Genomic DNA, 19012 nt, shown 5'->3' with positions numbered 1-19012 from the left:
GGTTACATCGACAGATGCCAGTATATATAAAAACCGTACGCGCCAAGCAGCAAGACAGCGATCAGCACCGTTTCGGCAATCCTGCCCGTTTTGCGGCGCTTGGCGGCCCGCCGCCCCGACCGGCGGTTCGGTGCGGCCGCTGCTGTCTTGACCTCATAGTGTGCCGCCACGCGGCGGGAAGAGGCAGCCAATAAGTCGCGGCGCATGTCCTCGGCCTTCGCATACCGGCCGTCAAGCGCATTTTGCAAAACTTCTTTATATTGGGCTAAAAAACGATCCGTTTCAATGATGGACAAAAGTTGCGCCCTCCCGTTCCCTTTTTTCTCGAGCGGCCCCGGATAACAGGCGGCAATCATCACCATCGCCGCCGCAAACAAATCGTACGACGGCTCTGCTTTGCGCGACCCGAGCCCCCAATAGCCGCGGTCATACAGCTCGGTAAACTCTTTGATCGCCCGCCCCTGCATCGTCGTCCCCCCGACATCCAACAGTCGGACGGACGGCGGCGGCCCGGTGACGATCAAATTGTCCGGCTTCAAATCACCGAATACCCATCCTTCTTCATGAAGCCGTCCGAGCACAGACAAAAGCTGCATAAGCAGCACCGGCGCCCATTCTTTTCCGCGCCGGCGGACGAAAGCGGAGAACTGCTCCCCTTCAATGTACTCCATGGCATAAAACGGAACCACCCTCCGGGCAAACGGGCTTTGCCAATCATCGGCTTCCAGCAAAGAAGGCCCGAGGGCGGCTCCCTGGACCTTGGCAAAACGGCGCAATATATTCATTTCCGAGGCTAGCGACGCATAGTCGTCGCTCAGTTTCAGCGCAACGCGGCGGCGGCCGCTCTCCGCCAGATAGACGACGCCGTTCGCCCCGCTGCCGAGCCGACGCAGCAACCGGTACGAATGGCCGTGCCATTTGCCAGTGATGACCGTGCCGGGCGGAAGATTACCAAGACGATCCTTCGATGTATGGCTCATCGCCATCATGGATCCAACTCCTTAGCGACCGATTGCGGCCGAAATAGGCCATCGCTTCACGCAACGCCGGTCCGGTCGGCGTCAACCCGCCTGATGAAAGCTTTGGAAAGATGGTGGACAGCTCTTCAATTTTCGGCGTCCAATCCATCATTTTCTCAGCGTAATTCCGTTTGCCCGGGAAAATAAACACAGAAAAGCGATTTTCGCCCATGCGCGCGTTTAAACTGAGCGACAAGTCAAGGAGCGCCTCTTTGACCATCGGCAGTTTCGTCTTCATGCTTCCGCTCGTATCGATTAAGATGAGCACATCAAGTGCGGCCGTTTCCCCAAGTTCATCGACGACTTCCATCACTTGGCCGCGCTTGTCCGGCGGCAAGTCCTCAAGCGAAACGTCAGAACCAAAGATTTGTTTCAACTCGCGATTGACGAGCCCTTGCAGCGTCTGCGTCATCGCCTGGCGCGTCACCATTTGCACCGTCTGCGACAGCTGTTTCGCGTACACGATTTGGCTCATGCCGCCGCCAGCGGCAGCGATCGCTTCAATTTCCCGCCGTCCGTTTTCGTCAATCGTGTCTTGATCCAACACGCCGATCACGTTCACTGTAATGCCTTGTTCGCGAGCCAATGCCGCCATCGCAGCCGGGTCCTCGCCATGGTTTGAGCAGCCGTCCGTAATCAACAAAATTTGCCGCAACGTTCCCTTCCGCATGTTCGTTCCCCTCCTTGGCGAATAAGTATTACCATCATCGCCGCCAGGGAACATTTTTATACGCGCATTACTGCGCCTTTTTCATATACATATACGCGGGAATCGTCGCCCATTTTGGCGTGTTGTGCCGCACTTTCGCGACAACGACCGTCATATCGTCTTCAATTTCCCCGCCGCATTGGCGGATCACTTCTTCCATGATCAAATCAGCGACTTCCTGCGGGTCGTTCGTTTTTAACTCTTGAATTTTTCGCTTCATCCATACATCATGGTTCTCTACGTTCATCGGCCCTTCAAACACCCCATCGCTCATCATGATGAGCAAGTCGCCCGATTTTAACTGTTCGCTGACGACATCAAATTCGACCTCTTTAAGGATCCCCATCGGCAAGTTGCTCGCCTCTACCTTGATCACTTTGTTGCCCCGCTTGATGAAACTCGGCGTCGACCCGATTTTCAAAAACTTTGTCGCGGCGTTTTGCAAGTCGATGATGGCCAAATCGAGCGTCGCATACATGTCCTCTGTCGTCCGCAGCGCCAGAATCGAATTGATCGATTTAATGGCAATCGATTCGTCCATCCCTGTCTGCAAAATTTTTTGCAGCAGGCGCAGCGTCTCGCGGCTTTCGTAGTGCGCCCGTTCGCCGTTGCCCATGCCGTCGCTGATGGCAACCGCATATTTGCCGGTGCCAAGCTCAATCGTCGCATAGCTGTCGCCGGAAATGAGCTCGCCCCCTTTAGCCGCAAACGCGACTCCCGTTTCCACGACAAACGCTTTGGTTGAACCAAAGGCAACACGGCAGTAGCCGTTCGGGTAAGCGGCGCACTCTTCACGCTTGACAACAATTGTTTCCCCTAAAATGTCCGACAGCATCGGCGCGATCAGTTTTTCGCACTCGCCGCGCCCCTCGCAATACGGAATGCTCATTTCAATATCGATATTTCCCTTTTCCAAACTGTAAATATCGACGTGGCCGATTTCAATGCCAAACTCTTGCAAAGCGTGGTAAATTTGCTCTTCCTGCAAATAATGGTTTTCCTGTTCCTTTTGCATTTCTTTGGCGAAATCGTCCATCACCTGGGAAATGCCCAGCAACTGCTCGGCGACGAGTTTTCGGCTTTCATAAATTTGCTGTTTGAGTTTGCGATTCGCCTGATAAATGACCATCTCCTTTTCCATCGCGTCAACGACTTTGCCTGCTTTTACGCAATGGCGCTCCCATTCGCGCAGCAGCTGATGGTTGTGCGCCAATGTTTTTTCTTCGGCTTCATGCATCATTCGCTTCATATACGCATAGGTTGTACTAAAGTTTGTCACCCAGCACTGGGCCTTTTTGAAACACGTTTGGCACGTTTGCCCCGTAATATCGCCAAGAAAGTAGTCTTCTTCGCGCTCCTGATGTTCACTGTCATCTGACAATGGTTCGGGTGAAAAACTTTCCGCCAATGCTTGGAAGACGTTCGAAAACTGTGAAACGCGCTGGGCGGTCACGTCGCGAATTTTGCGGACGTATTGTTGCTGCTCATTGATATATTCGGCCGTACCCGGAATGTATTTGGCGATTTTCTCTGTCAAGGAGCGGGCCGTGAACAAAAACAGCACAATGGCGATGCCTGATTCAAGCAACGTCGGCACAAGCTCCGCCTTTCCATTCCCGTATAAACCCATTAACAACGTCGCGACGATAAGCCCGAACGCGACCCCAAGCTTTCGCCCTTCTTTAAGCAGCCCACCGAGCAGCCCGGCGAAGGCAAGCAAGCTCATTTCCAACAAGTTGCCGACGTTCGCTAAGCTCAAAATGAGGCCGGTGACCACTCCGACAGTCGAACCGGTCGCCGCCCCGGCGACAAATGCGAACAGCAGCACGAGATAACGCGACATCACATGCTCAAGCGACAAGCCATACGCCGACCAACCGATCATCCCTGTCAACATCGAGGCAAGCAAAATAATCAATGAAATGATTTCCTCAGCCCGCAAGGCATGTTTGTGTTTCCGGACCGTCAGCAAAGGGATGCTTTGCATAAAAATCAGTGTAAGCACAAGCGAAAGCCCGGCTTCGACAACCGCCATGGCCGTCCCGTAAACCGTCCGCTCCCCGACCCAGTAGTAGGAGATCAGCCATTTCGCTGCCAATGAGACCGCAAAGACGACGAACGGGACGATTTTTAACGATTCGCTGATCACCCTGCGCACCCATCCGTAAATAAAGAGAAAGCCGAAAATGGAAACGCCGACAAACAGCAAAACATCGAACGACAGTGTCAATGCGCCGGCCATTAGGGCAATCAAAGCAAAGGCCGCCTTGTCACGGCGCAACATATAGACGGAAACGAAAAACGGCAGCGCAAACGGGGTCAGCTTCGCCAAAATGAGTGCTCGTCCAAGTAAAAAGCCGACGAGAAGAAGCAAAAATCCTTGATGGACGAACAAGTGGCCAAGGCGCAGCTTCACATGGCGTATCCAACGCGATACAGTCGCTTGCGTGTCATGAATCGGCACTTCCGAAATACGGCGCAACGTCCCTCTTTCTACTCTTTCCATTCCCGATCCTCTCCTTTGCTTTTCTATTACCCCCTATTATATATTTGAAATTGCCAAAAATTTGTCAAAACAACGGAGAAAAATAAAAAATCGTTCGACGTTTTTCCCGACAATGTGCAGGCAACGTTTTTGTTCCGACAGAAGCAGACAAAAACGAAAAACGAGCATGTCGCTTCATGGCGCATGCTCGTTCGTCAATGATGATGACCCGTACGGGATTCGAACCCGTGTTACCGCCGTGAAAGGGCGGTGTCTTAACCACTTGACCAACGGGCCATATTGAATTTTGGTGGCGGTGGAGGGGATCGAACCCCCGACCTCACGGGTATGAACCGTACGCTCTAGCCAGCTGAGCTACACCGCCGTGTGGCAACATTTAATATAATACTGGAGCCCATACCGATTGTCAATATGTATCGTTCAGGAAAATACATCCTTTCCTTCGCCAAACCCAACAAAGAAGCATCCATGACCATGGATGCTTTGTTGTCCCCCTATTCGTCATCTTTCCGGCATTCATTCAGCAGCAAGTTACCCGCGTCTCGATCCACGACCTCCCCGCTTCGATTCGGTATGGCGGCGCAACGACGCCAATCGGTCTTCACTCTCTTTCAGGAAACGGCTGATTTTTTGCTCTAAGCTGTCAGCCGCAGAGCGGTCATGCGCCCGGCGCGGCCGCTGCGAAGAAGGCGTATCCTTTGCTTTGCGAATGGACAAGCCGATCTTTCCGTCTTGGCCGACGTTAATGACTTTGACATACACCGTGTCGCCGACTTTCAAATGGTCGTTGATATCTTTGACGTAGTTATCGGCTACCTCGCTGATATGAACGAGTCCTGTCACACCTTCCGGCAGCTCCACAAACGCCCCGAATTTCGTAATGCCTGTGACTTTGCCTTGTAACTTGCTGCCTACTTCAATCGACATAAAAAAAGTGCTCCTCCTTAAAACGCTTTAAAGATGGTGTTGCTTTCATTATAGCGAATAAAAAAAATAAGTGTCAATATGACGAATGCCCGTATTGAACGGGCATTGGAGGGATTTGTTACTTTTCGGGCAACACAAAAATAATTTCCCCATCCTTTGACAAATAATATTTTTTTCGCGCCAGCTCAGCGATGTAGTCATCATCATGCAGCCTTTTCATTTCCTCTTTCAGCTGCTTTTCCTGGCGTTTCAGTTCCGCAAGCTGTTTGGTCAACCTTTCTTTTTCCGCCCTTTTCGCATCAACCGTCTTTGCCTGCAGGTGCAAAGCATAGACAAGGACGGAGGCGACCACGGCCAACAGCAACGACCAAAAGGCAAAACGGATGGCCAAAATTCGCCGTCTTCGCGACGCCCTCCGCTGTTTCTCCTCCTGCTCGGCCGCATACGTCGATGCCAGCTTCGTCACGTTTGTTCTCCTGGGCATGTTCATTGCCTTTGCACCTCTTTTACTTTCGCCATTTCGCCAGCCACATGCCTATTTTCTCTTGTGTATTCTTGATTTGTCCAGCAAATCCCTTCAAACGGCGAAAAAATTTTTCCACCCAGGCCCGGCGGGACGGCGGAATCCACCGCCAAACGGCGATGCCCGTCCAACGAAACGGGGCAAACAGAAGAACAACGGCTTTCCAAACCGCAAGCAACAAAAATCGTCCCATCCATATCACAAGCCGCCAGGCAAACAAAAGAAGCGCAAGCGCCATTTGCCCGAGAAGAACGAGCGGGCGGATCACGATGTAACGGAACAGCTGGGCGATGATGTTTCCGGTTCTGACCGCCAGCTGAATGAGCCATTCCAGCACCCGAACGTACAACGAACGGAGCAGGCTTTGATAGGCGGCATAGCCGCACAACAGCGCCAAAAACAGATAAAAGCGAAGCTCGCCATTGTTGACGAGCAGCAACACATAAAATACGAGAAGCGCCTGCACCACCCAAAACAGTACATCGTTCACGAAAACGAGCCAGTGCGCCCGTTCACGCCGGTTGAGAAACCGATTGTACGTGTCCAGCGCCATGCCGAGCCAGCCCCCCATGCCAATCATCGCGAGCATGGTGAGGAACTGTGTGGTGATGGTCATTTGAACAACTTGCTAAAGAATCCTTTAGCCTTCTCCTGATGATCGTCTAAGTAAACGAGGTCAAAAATGCGCCCTTTAATCGAAACGACGCCTTTGTCGACATCAAAGTTTTTCATTTGCAAATTCTGCCCGCGGATCGCCAAAAAACCCATGACCGTCTCAAGCAAAAACTCCTCATTGTCAAAGCTTTCCACTTGTTTGACCCCGGTAATGTCAAGGAGGCGCCGGCCGCGCATGATCACGTCGTGTTCTTGGACCGGGCCTTTGTTCGTGTTTCCGCCAAATTCCTCATGTCGGTTCATGTTCATCCCCCGCATTTCCGATTTAGAATGAAAGCCGGCTAGGCCGCCCGTTGTTTCTCATCCGCTGTCTGTACCATATGTATGTCAGCGGGGGATCGTTTAGAACAAGCCTTAAGGACAAAGTGAACCCCCACCGCCTGCGCTTCACTTAGAGGCGGGGGCTTCCAGCGCCTTGTGCGTGCTCCGCTGAACGGCAGCCCTGCACAGGAATCCTTGACGCTTCCCTTCGTTCTGAAGGCGCCCGTTCGAACAAGAACCGAATGATATTCAATTGGCGATTGCCGGCCGAAATTCACTTCCCCCTATTCACTAGGCTTCGCCCTTCGCGCTCCCTGAGACAGGAGACGTCTTTCGGAAATCCGTTAAACGCCTCCTTGATCCGGATCAGGGGCCGTCCGTTCCTCGCGAACGAGCTCGTACATTTCGGCTGCCTCTTCTTTTTTCACCGTTTCTTTTACGCTAGTCACTTTTACCGTTACCCGTTTTTGCCCGAACTGAATCGTCAGTTCATCGCCGATTTTTACATCTGAACTTGCCTTCGCGACGTGGCCGTTGATCCACACCCGGCCTTGGTCGGCGACTTCTTTTGCCAATGTGCGGCGTTTAATGAGGCGGGATACTTTTAAAAATTTATCAAGGCGCATGCCCTTTCCCCCTTACTGTTCGTTTTCTTTTGCTTCTTCCCAAAAGCGGTCGAGCTCAGCGAGCGAGAACGATGTGATCGGTCGGCCGCTTTTTCGCACTTGCTCCTCAATGTAGGCGAAGCGGCGGGCGAATTTGTCGTTCGCCATCTGCAATGCTTCTTCGGGCTGAATATCATAATAGCGGGCAAGGTTGATAAGCGCAAACAATACGTCGCCGAACTCGCTGACGAGCGCCGCGCGGCGGCCGCCCGACGCTTCAGCCCGGAACTCCGCCATTTCTTCCTCTACCTTTTCCCAAATGGGAGCGGCATCGTCCCAGTCAAAGCCGACGTTTGCTGCTTTTTTCTGCAGCTCATACGCCCGCATCGTCCCCGGCAGGCTTTTTGGAACATCCGCTAAAATCGACGCTGGCCGGCCGGTCCCTTTTTCCTTCTCCTTAATTTTTTCCCAGTTCGCTGTAACTTGCTCAGCTGTTTCAGCCGTCGCATCGCCAAATACGTGCGGATGGCGGCGAATCATCTTCGCAGTCAATGTCCGGATGACGTCATCAATCGAAAACATCCCACGGTCAGCGCCGATCTGGGCATGGAGCATCACTTGCAGCAGCACGTCACCGAGCTCTTCGACCATATGGTCATCGTCATCATCGTCAATGGCTTCAAGCAACTCATACGCCTCTTCAAGCAAGTACCGCTTCAGCGACGCATGCGTCTGCTTCCGGTCCCACGGGCAGCCGTGCGGCCCTCTCAACGTCGCGATGACGCGGCGCAACGTTTCAAACCGATGGTATAGCAGCGGCTCATCCTTGACCGGCGGCACATAGACGCTCGTTAAATTGTCAAGCGCCGCCTGACGGTCCAATTCATAGAGCGGCACTTGCTTCACTTGTTCGCTCTTCGTCCCGGCCGCGGTCACAATATAGACCGGATAGTCGTCCGGAAGCTGTTCCATCAGCGACAATTTCACATTCGAAGCGACGAACGGGTCGTACACTTGGCAAAAGACAGCATGCAGCGATGGCGACCATTCGTCCCCTTGGAAAGCGGTCGCATCCAACAGCTGAAACCCCTCGATTGGATCAATGCGCACCGCTGTAAACAACGCATCTAAAAAGCTTTGCCCGCCCTCGATGACCACCCGGCAATCGCCGCGTTGCTCCGCTTCCAACAACAGCTGCACCGTCCGTTCGGCGACAAGCGGATGGCCAGGGACAGCGTAAAACACATCCCCGTGTTTTGCCTGCTCGATGAGAGTGCCGGCAATTTCTTCATATACATCAGCAAATTGCTCATGCTTTTCGTAAACATCATCAAACGATGTAAACGCGATGCCCTCTTCTTGAAGCCCTTCGGCCGCCGGATGCTCCTTCGTCCGCAAAAAAAGCGGATGCGCCTTTTTTAGCTTTCGATACACGCCGACCGTCAGCTGCTCCACATCCCCGGCGCCAAGGCCGAAAATATAAATCGTATTCACCGCTGATCACCTGCTTCCTAATCGTAAATGAAATTTGTGAACGAACGGGAGAGCGGACAACTCTTGTTCGGAAAATACACTCCCCCTCACGATGCATGCGATATAGACAGCCGCGCCGAGAACGACGCCGCCAAGCGCCTCGGCGGACGCCCATAGGCGTCCCCCGCCTGAAGCGTCCATTAACCATGTATACAACTTCAGCACCGCCATCATGGCGACAGCCGCCTTCACAATTGGATATATGCATACTCGGGCGCGCGCTGACCGGCATTCACGCGGCAAACGCACGTATAAGAAGCCTGCCATAAGCGCATAAGCCCCTGTTGTCGCCAAGGCGGCGCCAAGGGCGCCGAACGACGGCACAAGCCAGCGCATAAGGACGATTTTCCCTGCCAAAGCCACCGCCACGCCGGCCGCCGCTGTCCACTCTTTCCCCATTCCTTGCAATAAAGCGGAGACAGTCAACGCCATCGTCGCAAAAAAGACAGAAGCGGACAAGACGGCAAGGACCAACGAACCGCGGTCGTTTTCAAACAGCATGGTGTTGATCGGGCGAATGAGGCAAATGAGCCCCGATGAAGCGCCGACGCCGATGACCGCGGCGAACCGGATCGGCAGCATGCTGTGCAGAAAGGACAGCTCCCGCCCGCGCCGCATGCCGGAAACGAACGGAACAAGCGCCAATGAAAGCGATGTGCCGACAGCCGTGCCAAGCTGAATCAGCGGCTGGCCGCGGTCGTACACCCCTTTTAACTCTTTCACCTCATTCAACTCCAGCCCGGTTTCTTGGAGAAGCGGGACGAACAAAAACGAGTCGACAAGCGGAACAAGCGTCAACACCATGTTGGTGAAACAAATGACCGTTCCAACTGTAAGCAAATGCCATCCCGCCTGTCGCACCGAGCCGGGTGGCGTACGCCCGGCCAGTTTTTGCCGTCCGCGCCGGACCAGATAAAAGAGCAAGATGAGAAGCGCGGCCGCCATGCCCGCCAACGTCCCGCCGACCGCAGCCATGCCGCACGCATAGGCGTCAGCGCCGCGCTTGATCGCCCAATAAGACAACCCTAAAATCGCCGTCACACGCACCGTCTGCTCGCCGACTTGGGACACTGCCGTCGGCGCCATGTCATGGCGCCCTTGAAAAACGCCGCGCAACACCGCAATGAGCGGAAAGAATAAGCATGAAAATGAAAGCACCCGCACCAACCCTTCAAGCTGCCTGTCGCCCATCCATGACGAAATGGCGCCGGCTCCTATATATAACACGGCAAACAACACCGCTCCCGCCCCGCCCAACAGCAGCAGCGCGATGCGGCCGACAGCGGCCGCGCCCGCCTCGTCCCGCGCCGCCAGCCGCTCAGCGATGAGCTTCGAAATGGCAACCGGGTAACCGGTCAGCGACAGCGCGACAACGATTCCATAAATGGGGTAAACTTGTTGGTAAATATAAAAACCGACATCCCCGACCATATTTTGATACGGGATGCGGTAGAGCGCGCTTAACAGCTTCGTAAGCAAAGTGGCAGCAGTCAAGGCAGCTGCACCTTTCCATACGTTTCCCATGCCCCTTCTCCTCCCGCTTGTATGGCGCCAGATGGCGAACAGTCCATCAAGAGCACTGGCCGCGCAAACCGTCAACATTACCGCAACAAACGGCTACGCTCGATATTATAGCGCAATGCAGGCGATGAGACAAAAGCGGGAGCCGCCCATCGGCCATGGCCTCAGTCCAGCGGAACGGGAACGGACCAACCAACATAGCAACCCCATTGCAGACAAAGCAGAAAGGAAAAGATCCCGACCTTCTCCCATCAACGATAAAGTGCGGCCCGATCAAAAAGGGTGTCCCGATCTTTTGGGACACCCTCTTTTTGCGTTCCATTTATTGTTCCATTTGCCGGGCCAAAAAGCTGGCCGCTGTTTCCACTGCTTTATGTTCAACTTCGCCGAGCGTTTTCTCGCGCGATAAAATGATGACGGCTCCAATCGGATCGCCGTTGGCCACAATCGGGCCGATCGTATACGACTTCAACGTTTCCGTCATCCCGTCGACCAGCTCGACCTCGCCCTCCTCCGTATGGAGAACGGAGTTGCGATCTTCCATGGCTCTCTCCACTAACGGGCTGACGCTTTTGTTCATGTATTCTTTTTTCGAAACACCGGCGACGGCAATAAATACGTCGCGGTCGCAAATGAGCACCGGCTGTCCGAGGCTGTCAAACAGCGCCTCGGCGTACTCCTTGGCAAAGTCGCCGAGCTCACTGATCGGCGAATATTTTTTCAAAATGACCTCTCCATCGCGATCGACAAATATTTCGAGCGGATCTCCTTCGCGAATGCGTAATGTTCTGCGAATTTCCTTCGGAATCACAACCCTGCCTAAGTCGTCAATCCGACGAACAATACCGGTTGCTTTCATGCCTTGTATACCCTCACTTTCATCTAGGATTTGAAGGATACTCCGATGAATCCTGTTGTAATGGGGAATTCACCATTGTTGTCATTAGTATCCTTCACAATCCACGTTCTATGCACGATGAAAGTGATTTTGGCCATTTTAGATAAAATTGCCCATCCTTCACTATCGCCACATCAGCAAAACCGTAAACGTATAAAATGAACATAACGCCTCATTTTTTCTTTATAGCTAGGCGATGATCGACTTTTCGTTTTTCACTCCGGACAATTCCCTCAACGTCTCATATAAAATCGCCAGCCACTCGTGCGCTTTCATTTGCTTAATGTAAAGCACAATTTTCAGCTTCACCCCCTCCATGCCAAACCCAAACAGGCGCCCGTACTGGCGGCCGACGCCGGACAAGCGCTGAATCTCCACCGTTTTCGACGCTTCTTCAGTGAATAGAATGTCAACTTGCTGCTTATGTTGCTTAATCGATTCAACACCGAGCTGTTTCGCCAGCGCTTTGATCTCGGCAATCTGCAGCAAATAGGCGACGGCATCCGGATAATCGCCGAAGCGGTCCACCATCTCTTCGCGCAGCGCTTCAACATCTTCGAGCGTCTCGACCGCTTTAAACCGCTTGTACATCTCGATTTTTTGCAGCGCATCGGAAATGTAGGCATCCGGAATGTAGGCGTCGACTTCCACGTCGATCGTCACTTCCGGCCGCTCGTCTTCCCGTTTCAAGCCGCGCCGTTTTTCGATCGCCTCTTTCAACATTTGCGAATATAAGTCAAATCCGACCGAGTCGATAAAGCCGTGCTGTTCAGCGCCGAGAATATTGCCGGCGCCACGGATCGACAAGTCACGCATGGCGATTTTAAAGCCGGAGCCAAGCTCGGTGAACTCTTTAATGGCTTGCAGCCGTTTTTCCGCCGTTTCATTCAGCACTTTGTCTTTCCGGTAGGTGAAATACGCGTAGGCAACGCGGTTCGAACGGCCGACGCGCCCGCGCAGCTGGTACAGCTGCGACAGCCCCATCCGGTCGGCATCGTACACGATGAGTGTATTGACGTTTGGAATATCGACGCCTGTCTCAATAATCGTCGTCGTCACGAGCACGTCATATTGTCCTTCCAAAAACGCTAAAATCGTTGATTCAAGTTCGGTTTCTGACATCCGCCCGTGCGCGAACGTGACGCGTGCTTCCGGGACAAGCTGGGCGATTTCTTCCGCTTTCAAGTCGATGTCTTCAATATGGTTGTAGAGGAAAAACACTTGCCCATCGCGGGCGAGCTCACGTTCAATCGCCTCTTTGACAAGCTCCGGCGTATATTCCATGACATACGTCTGCACCGGGAACCGGTTTTCCGGCGGCGTCTCGATGATCGATAAATCGCGCACGCCGATCATCGACATATGAAGCGTCCGCGGAATCGGCGTCGCCGTTAAGGTGAGCACGTCGATATTCGCTTTCAGCTGCTTGATTTTTTCTTTATGCGCCACGCCAAACCGCTGCTCCTCGTCGATGATGAGCAACCCTAAATCCTTAAACTTGACATCCTTCGACAGCAGCCGGTGCGTGCCAATGACCATATCGATTGTGCCGTCTTTCAACCCTTTGATCGTCTCCGCCTGCTGTTTTTTCGTGCGGAACCGGTTGAGCAGCCCGACGTTAATCGGAAATCCTTGAAACCGCTCACGCACCGTTTCGTAATGCTGCTGAGCCAAAATCGTCGTCGGCACAAGAAAAGCGACTTGCTTGCCGTCCATAATGGCTTTAAACGCCGCGCGCAGCGCCACTTCCGTTTTCCCGTAGCCGACATCGCCGCAAAGGAGGCGGTCCATCGGCTTTTCGCTTTCCATATCGCGCTTAATTTCTTCAATCGACCGGAGCTGGTCTTCCGTCTCTTGATACGGAAACGCGGCCTCAAATTCGCGCTGCATTTCCGTGTCCGGCGAAAACGCGTACCCCTTGCTCGCCTCGCGCTCGGCATACAACTTGATCAAATCTTCCGCGATATCTTGAACAGACGATTCCACTTTCTTTTTGACTTTTTTCCATTCCGAGCCGCCAAGCTTATAAATTTTCGGCTCTTTTCCTTCCGAACCGACGTACTTTTGCACTTGGTCCATTTGGTCGACCGGGACGTACAGCGTGTCGCCGCCTTGATATTGGATATGGATGTAGTCTTTATGCACTCCATTGATTTCTAACGTCTCGATGCCTAAATATTTTCCGATGCCGTGGTTGACATGGACGACGTAATCGCCGACTTGCAGTTCAGCGTAGCTTTTGATCCGCTCGGCGTTGGACAGCTTTTGCCGGCGCACCGGGCGTTTCGCTCGCTTCTTAAACAGTTCCTCTTCCGTAATGACAGCCAGCTTTTGCAGCGGCAGCTCAAATCCTGTATTTAAATCGCCTTCGAGAAGTTGGCATTTGCCGTAAAGCAGTGCGGCCTCAGGCGGAAGCGGCGCTGCATCGATCCCATAATCTTCCAAAACTGACTGCAGCCTTTTTGCCCGTTCGGCATCCGGCGCCAAAAAGACGACGGCGTAATTCGCTTTCTTCCAACGCTCGACTTCAGACTGGAGAAGCGCCATTTGTCCGTGGAAGTTTTGCATTTGCTTGCACGTAATATTGACGACATTTTGCGGATGGGTATAAGGCGCATGGCGCAAAAACAAGGACAAATAAACCCGCTGGAATCGATGTTTTCGCAACAATTCAGAAAATGAGTGCGAAATGGGCACATCATGAATGATTTTCCCGCTGTCAAGCAGGCTTGTATACCAATCCGCTTCTTCGCGGTCGAGCCGCTCCGCCGTCTCCTGCAACCGGCTCATTTCATCCATCAGCAGCACGCCGTCTTCCGGCATATAATCTAGCAAACTTGAAACGTTCTCATAGAAAAGGGACATATATTTATATTGTTGCTCGATTTCCCGGCCCTCGCGCAACTGTTCCAATTCGGCATGGATCTGTTCGTACATCCGCTGCTTGGCGGCGTCATCCTTCATTTTTTCGAGGCTGGCCGCCAAACCGGCTTCAATTCGTTCAATCCCCCGCTGCCGCGTCCCCTCGTCGAGAATGATTTCGTCGGCTGGGCCGATGGCGATGCTCTCTACTTGCCCGTGCGAGCGCTGATCATCGGGGGTGAACGTGCGAATCGATTCGATTTCCGTATCAAACAGCTCGATCCGGTACGGGAGCTCGGCCGTGAGCGGATAAATATCCACGATGCCGCCGCGGATGCTGAACTCCCCAGGGGCGGAAACAGTTGCCACCCGCTTGTATCCCATTTGGACAAACCGCTGTTTATACTGCTCGAGATCCAGCTCTTGTCCAACCGTGAACGTGAACAAATACTGTTTCCAAAGCGATGGCGGCGGCAGCAAGCGCCGCAGGCCGGCGACCGGACAGACGACGATCCCCTTACCGCCTTGCACCCAATGGTTCATAATTTCGAGGCGTTGTGCCTTCAGCTCCGGACTGGCGACTGCCATTTCGGCGGCGATCACTTCATCGACGGAATACAGAAACACCTCGTCCGGACCGAGCAGCGAAACGAGGTCATCATACATTTTTTGCGCCTGAAACAAGTTGTAAGCCACTACGAGCAACGGGCGTCCCGTTTCCTTATAAAGCGTGGAAACAAAAACAGACCGGGACGACCCCGACAGCCCGGCGACAAGCTGTTCTTTCAGGCGGGCGTGGATTCCTTCTATGATGGTGCGAACATCTTGGTTCTCAGCTAAATAGCGATGCAATGAAAGCACCCCTATTCTCCCTCCTCTCAATGCTAGTTTCTTTCTCTTTCCGCGTTCAGCCAAAACATAAAAATGCTTTGGTCGCCCAAAGCTGCGCCTAATGGATAAATTTTTCGTATTGATGCCACTCCGGATTTCGCGCCAACGCTTCTTGACAGTCTTCGCAAATGGTTTTGACGTGAATATCCCCGTTCGGCTTGTACGAAATCATATCAAGCCGTTCCTCTTCCGTTAAATGGTGGAATCCGAGCTTTTCGCTATAGACGGATACCTGGTCAATAGTTCCGACTTTGGCGCCGCAATGGCGGCAATAGTAATGCAATGCCATCGAAGCAAACCTCCTCACTGGGCTGTTCCGTCCACAGGGCGGATGGAGCCGGCGCCCCATGCCTTCCGTACTCACATTGTGCACCAGTTTGGAGGAAAATATTCACTTGTTAAACTCGTTCATCACCTGGGTAAACGGCGCCGCCACCGCCTGTTCGCACGCATCAGCAGCCCGCAAAACCGCTTCAGCGACCGCCGGCTTCTCCTCCTCCGTAAAACGGCTGAGCACATAATCCGCCACCGGCTGCCCGCCGGCCGGCCGGCCGATGCCGATGCGAATGCGCTTAAACTGCTCGGTGCCGAGGTGATGGATAAGCGATTTGACACCGTTGTGACCGCCGGAGCTCCCTTTCAAGCGAAGGCGGATTTTTCCTGGCGGAAGATCGAGGTCATCGTAAATGACAATGACATCTTCAATGGCGATGCCATAGTAATCGATGAGCGGGCGAACACATTCCCCTGATAAATTCATATATGTCAACGGTTTGCATAATGCCACTTTTTCGCCGGAAACGGACGCCGTTCCGAACAGGCCGCGGAACTTGGCGGTTTTCAACGAAACGTCCCAACGTTTGGCCAGCTCATCAATGACGAAAAAACCGATGTTGTGCCGCGTTTGCTCGTATTCCTTGCCCGGATTTCCAAGCCCGACAAACAGCTTCAATCGTTGCGCCCCTCTCTATGCATGATACTACAAAAGACGTAACCGAAACGGTTACGTCTGTCACTTTTCTGGCGTCGTCTCTCTTCCTTCCTCGGCATCAGGCTGCCCCGGCTCTTGCTGCTCGCCGCTATGAATTTCCTCTTCCTGCTGCGGCGGCAAGATCGTCGCAATCACTTCGGAAGGTTCATGGTTAATTTCAAATTTTCCATCTGTCTGCACATCGCCAACCGTGACGGTATCGCCGACTTGCAAACCGGAGATGTCCACTTCAATCGCTGGCGGAATGTTCGCCGGCAAGACGCGGATCGACAACTCATGCAAGTTTTGCTGCAACACGCCGCCGTCTTTTACCCCCGGCGCTTCGCCCACCAATCGCACTTCTACGTCAATATCGACTTCTGTCGACATGTCGACCGCTTGAAAATCAGCGTGAAGGAGCTCGCCGCGCAGCGGATCGCGCTGCAGCTCGCGCAAGAGCACCGAATAGTCGTCGCCGCCGACTTTCAACGTTATCAAGCTCGTGCGCCCACCTTCACGAAGCACCTTCTCCAGTTCAGCAGCGCTGACAAAAATCATTTTGTTTTCGACTTTTTTGCCGTACAAAATCGCTGGAATGCCCCCTTGCGAACGAATACGGCGCAATGTCGAACGTTTTTTGTCTGTGCGTTCTTTCGCTTCCAACACAATCGCCATGTTTCCTCACCTTCCTGAATTAGAATCTATTGTCTACTTTATCCTAAAACAAGAAGGGCTAAACATGCTTTATGTCAGTCGAACAGGACGCTGACAGACTTCATTTCATACACGCGCGTAATCGCTTCAGCAATGAGCGGCGCCACCGACAGCTCTACAATTTTATCAATTTTCTTTTCTTCTGGCAAGGCAATCGAATTGGTGACGACCAGTTCCTTAATTTTGGAACTTTGAATGCGCTCGATCGCCGGGCCGGACAGCACCGGATGTGTACAGCACGCGTACACTTCCTTCGCCCCATGTTCAACAAGAGCGTTCGCCGCGAGCGTAATCGTGCCGGCCGTGTCGATAATGTCGTCAATCAAAATGGCCGTTTTCCCGCTCACTTGCCCAATAATGTTCATCACTTCCACCGCGTTCGGGCGCGGCCGGCGTTTATCGATGATCGCCAATGGCGCTTTCAGACGGTCGGCGAGTTTGCGCGCCCGCGTTACGCCGCCGTGATCCGGGGACACAACGACAATGTCATCCAACTGTTTGCTTTTAAAATAATCAGCCAAAATCGGCACGCCCATTAGATGATCGATCGGGATATCAAAAAACCCTTGGATTTGCGGGGCATGCAAATCAAGCGTAATGACGCGCGACGCCCCGGCCGTCTCAAGCAAGTTCGCCACCAGCTTGGCCGTGATCGGCTCGCGCGCCCGCGCTTTCCGGTCTTGGCGGGCATAGCCGTAATACGGGATGACGATATTGATCGTGCGCGCGGACGCCCGCTTTAACGCATCGATCATAATGAGCAGCTCCATTAAATGCTCATTGACCGGGACGCTCGTCGATTGAATGACAAATACATGGTCGCCGCGGATGCTTTCCTCAATGTTAATTTGGATCTCCCCGTCGCTAAAGCGGGAAACGGAACATTTGCCAAGCTCGATCCCCATGACTTCCGCAATTTCTTTCGCTAGCCTCATGTTCGAGTTAAGGGCGAACAACTTTAGTTGGTGCTGGCATTCAGACATGATAAACCTCCATTAAGATTTTTTCTTGCCTGGCAGGCGATCAACATAATGTTCTTTATTGACTTGCCGGGCGCGGGCGATGGCGAGGGCGCGGCCGGGAACGTCGTCGGTGATCGTCGATCCGGCGGCGACGTAAGCGCCCCGGCCGACCGTAACCGGGGCAATCAAGTTGACGTTGCAGCCGATAAACGCCCCGTCTTCAATTTTGGTCATATACTTATGCACGCCATCATAGTTGACGGTAATCGACCCGCAACCAAGGTTGACATCGGCGCCGACTTGCGCGTCGCCGATATAGCTTAAATGCGAGGCTTTGCTTCCTTTGCCGAACGTCGATTTTTTCACCTCGACAAAATTGCCGATCCGCACCTCGTTATCAATTTTCGACAGCGGGCGGATATGGGCGAACGGGCCGATCGTGACATCGTTGCCGATCTCGCTGTCATGGGCGACCGAATGGCGGATGGACGTGCGGTGGCCGATATGACAGTTTTTAATTTCCGCATGCGGTCCAATCGTGCAATCCTCGCCGATCACTGTTTCGCCTTCGATGACTGTGCCGGGATAAATGACCGTATCGCGGCCAATCGTCGCGTCGGCGGAAATATACGTGCAGCCCGGGTCGATGATCGTAACCCCGTTTTCCATATGCCGGCGGCAAATGCGCTCGCGCATGATCCGCTCCGCCTCGGCAAGGGCGATGCGGTCATTGACCCCGATCGTTTCCTCAAATGACGGCGCCTGATAAGCGGATACTGTGCCGCCGCCCGCTTTGATAATTTCAATCACGTCGGTTAAATAATATTCTCCTTGGGCGTTGTTGTTTGTCACGTTTGTAAGCGCTTGAAACAATGTTTGGTTGTCAAAGCAATACGTTCCAGTGTTAATCTCGCGAATAGCCCGTTCCTCTTCATTCGCATCTTTATGTTCAACAATTTTTTCAACGCCGCCGGCACTGTTGCGGACGATGCGGCCATATCCAGCCGGGTCGTCAGCGATGGCTGTCAATACCGTCGCCTTCGCTTTGGCGGCTAAATGGTGCTCGACGAGCGCCTTCATCGTCTCAGCTGTGATGAGCGGCGTGTCTCCGCAGACGACGATCGTCACCCCTTCGAGGCCTTGCAAATATGGGGCTGCCTGCATCACCGCATGCGCCGTCCCAAGCTGTTCCTCTTGCAATGCGTACTCGCATTGGGCGCCAAGCTGCTCTTTCACCTGCTCCGCCCCAAATCCAACGACCGTGACGGTTTTTTCCACCCCAAGTTTGGATACTTGGTCCATGACGTGCTGAACCATTGGCTTGCCGCAAACGGGATGAAGCACCTTATACTGCTTCGACTTCATCCGCGTTCCTTGTCCGGCCGCCAAAACGACCGCATATCGCTTCATGTGAAAAGCCTCCAATTATCCTTTTA

The 19012-nt window shown here is 53.3% G+C and carries 17 protein-coding genes and 2 tRNA genes; all 19 read right to left on the bottom strand.

Translation table 11 applies throughout. From position 1 onward, the window contains the following. Nucleotides 1-2: 2 nt before the first annotated feature. Entirely contained in the window at nucleotides 3-986 is a 984-nt protein-coding gene (gene prkT, locus ACR1UW_RS02220; RefSeq protein ID WP_033009022.1) for a serine/threonine protein kinase PrkT, read from the bottom strand. Then, entirely contained in the window at nucleotides 949-1743 is a 795-nt protein-coding gene (locus ACR1UW_RS02215) for a vWA domain-containing protein (protein WP_080706498.1), read from the bottom strand. The genes prkT and ACR1UW_RS02215 overlap by 38 nt, the downstream gene beginning before the upstream one ends. Nucleotides 1744-1756: 13 nt before the next feature. After that, the gene (spoIIE, locus tag ACR1UW_RS02210; RefSeq protein WP_237419679.1) at nucleotides 1757-4234 is read right to left on the bottom strand and encodes a stage II sporulation protein E; all 2478 of its coding nucleotides are present in this window, start codon (nucleotides 4232-4234) and stop codon (nucleotides 1757-1759) included. A 204-nt stretch (nucleotides 4235-4438) separates the two neighbouring features. Further along, nucleotides 4439-4510: transfer RNA gene (locus tag ACR1UW_RS02205), tRNA-Glu, on the bottom strand. An 11-nt stretch (nucleotides 4511-4521) separates the two neighbouring features. Continuing rightward, nucleotides 4522-4598 (bottom strand) — tRNA-Met (locus ACR1UW_RS02200). Between the two features lie 167 nt (nucleotides 4599-4765). Further along, nucleotides 4766-5161, bottom strand: a complete 396-nt coding sequence (locus ACR1UW_RS02195) for a S1 domain-containing RNA-binding protein (protein ID WP_049624445.1) — start codon at nucleotides 5159-5161, stop codon at nucleotides 4766-4768. Nucleotides 5162-5279: 118 nt separating this feature from the next. Beyond that, complete coding sequence (locus tag ACR1UW_RS02190) at nucleotides 5280-5651, bottom strand: FtsB family cell division protein (RefSeq protein ID WP_237419678.1); 372 nt, start codon at nucleotides 5649-5651, stop codon at nucleotides 5280-5282. Between the two features lie 16 nt (nucleotides 5652-5667). After that, on the bottom strand, nucleotides 5668-6300 hold the full coding sequence (gene yabQ / locus ACR1UW_RS02185; RefSeq protein ID WP_237419677.1) for a spore cortex biosynthesis protein YabQ: 633 nt from the start codon (nucleotides 6298-6300) through the stop codon (nucleotides 5668-5670). After that, nucleotides 6297-6602, bottom strand: coding sequence for a sporulation protein YabP (gene yabP, locus ACR1UW_RS02180; RefSeq protein ID WP_237419676.1), 306 nt, complete (start codon nucleotides 6600-6602; stop codon nucleotides 6297-6299). The genes yabQ and yabP overlap by 4 nt, the downstream gene beginning before the upstream one ends. 362 nt (nucleotides 6603-6964) lie before the next feature. Further along, on the bottom strand, nucleotides 6965-7246 hold the full coding sequence (locus tag ACR1UW_RS02175) for an RNA-binding S4 domain-containing protein (RefSeq protein ID WP_033008978.1): 282 nt from the start codon (nucleotides 7244-7246) through the stop codon (nucleotides 6965-6967). Nucleotides 7247-7258: 12 nt separating this feature from the next. Further along, nucleotides 7259-8719, bottom strand: a complete 1461-nt coding sequence (gene yabN, locus ACR1UW_RS02170) for a bifunctional methyltransferase/pyrophosphohydrolase YabN (protein ID WP_033008979.1) — start codon at nucleotides 8717-8719, stop codon at nucleotides 7259-7261. Between the two features lie 6 nt (nucleotides 8720-8725). Next, the gene (locus ACR1UW_RS02165) at nucleotides 8726-10282 is read right to left on the bottom strand and encodes a putative polysaccharide biosynthesis protein (RefSeq protein WP_498934439.1); all 1557 of its coding nucleotides are present in this window, start codon (nucleotides 10280-10282) and stop codon (nucleotides 8726-8728) included. A gap of 319 nt (nucleotides 10283-10601) precedes the next feature. Continuing rightward, entirely contained in the window at nucleotides 10602-11138 is a 537-nt protein-coding gene (gene spoVT / locus ACR1UW_RS02160; protein ID WP_033014196.1) for a stage V sporulation protein T, read from the bottom strand. A gap of 228 nt (nucleotides 11139-11366) precedes the next feature. Continuing rightward, entirely contained in the window at nucleotides 11367-14900 is a 3534-nt protein-coding gene (mfd, locus tag ACR1UW_RS02155) for a transcription-repair coupling factor (protein WP_498934437.1), read from the bottom strand. Between the two features lie 88 nt (nucleotides 14901-14988). After that, nucleotides 14989-15219, bottom strand: a complete 231-nt coding sequence (gene fin, locus ACR1UW_RS02150; protein ID WP_237419673.1) for an anti-sigma-F factor Fin — start codon at nucleotides 15217-15219, stop codon at nucleotides 14989-14991. A gap of 102 nt (nucleotides 15220-15321) precedes the next feature. Then, nucleotides 15322-15882 (bottom strand): aminoacyl-tRNA hydrolase, encoded by a 561-nt coding sequence (pth, locus tag ACR1UW_RS02145; protein WP_033008986.1) that lies wholly within the window; start codon nucleotides 15880-15882, stop codon nucleotides 15322-15324. A gap of 60 nt (nucleotides 15883-15942) precedes the next feature. Beyond that, nucleotides 15943-16575: a 50S ribosomal protein L25/general stress protein Ctc gene (locus ACR1UW_RS02140; protein ID WP_033014203.1), complete on the bottom strand. Its 633-nt coding sequence runs from the start codon at nucleotides 16573-16575 to the stop codon at nucleotides 15943-15945. Between the two features lie 74 nt (nucleotides 16576-16649). Then, nucleotides 16650-17597 carry a ribose-phosphate diphosphokinase gene (locus tag ACR1UW_RS02135; protein ID WP_050368038.1) on the bottom strand — a complete coding sequence of 316 codons (948 nt, stop codon included), beginning with the start codon at nucleotides 17595-17597 and terminating at the stop codon, nucleotides 16650-16652. A gap of 12 nt (nucleotides 17598-17609) precedes the next feature. Next, a complete protein-coding gene (glmU, locus tag ACR1UW_RS02130) occupies nucleotides 17610-18986 on the bottom strand; it encodes a bifunctional UDP-N-acetylglucosamine diphosphorylase/glucosamine-1-phosphate N-acetyltransferase GlmU (protein WP_498934433.1) in 1377 nt (458 codons plus the stop codon). Nucleotides 18987-19012: the final 26 nt, after the last annotated feature.

This window comes from Geobacillus lituanicus (assembly GCF_050994965.1).
In the GTDB taxonomy this organism is placed as follows: domain Bacteria; phylum Bacillota; class Bacilli; order Bacillales; family Anoxybacillaceae; genus Geobacillus; species Geobacillus stearothermophilus.
Note: the sequence above shows the minus strand (reverse complement) of the source record. Positions and strands in the feature narration are given on the sequence as shown.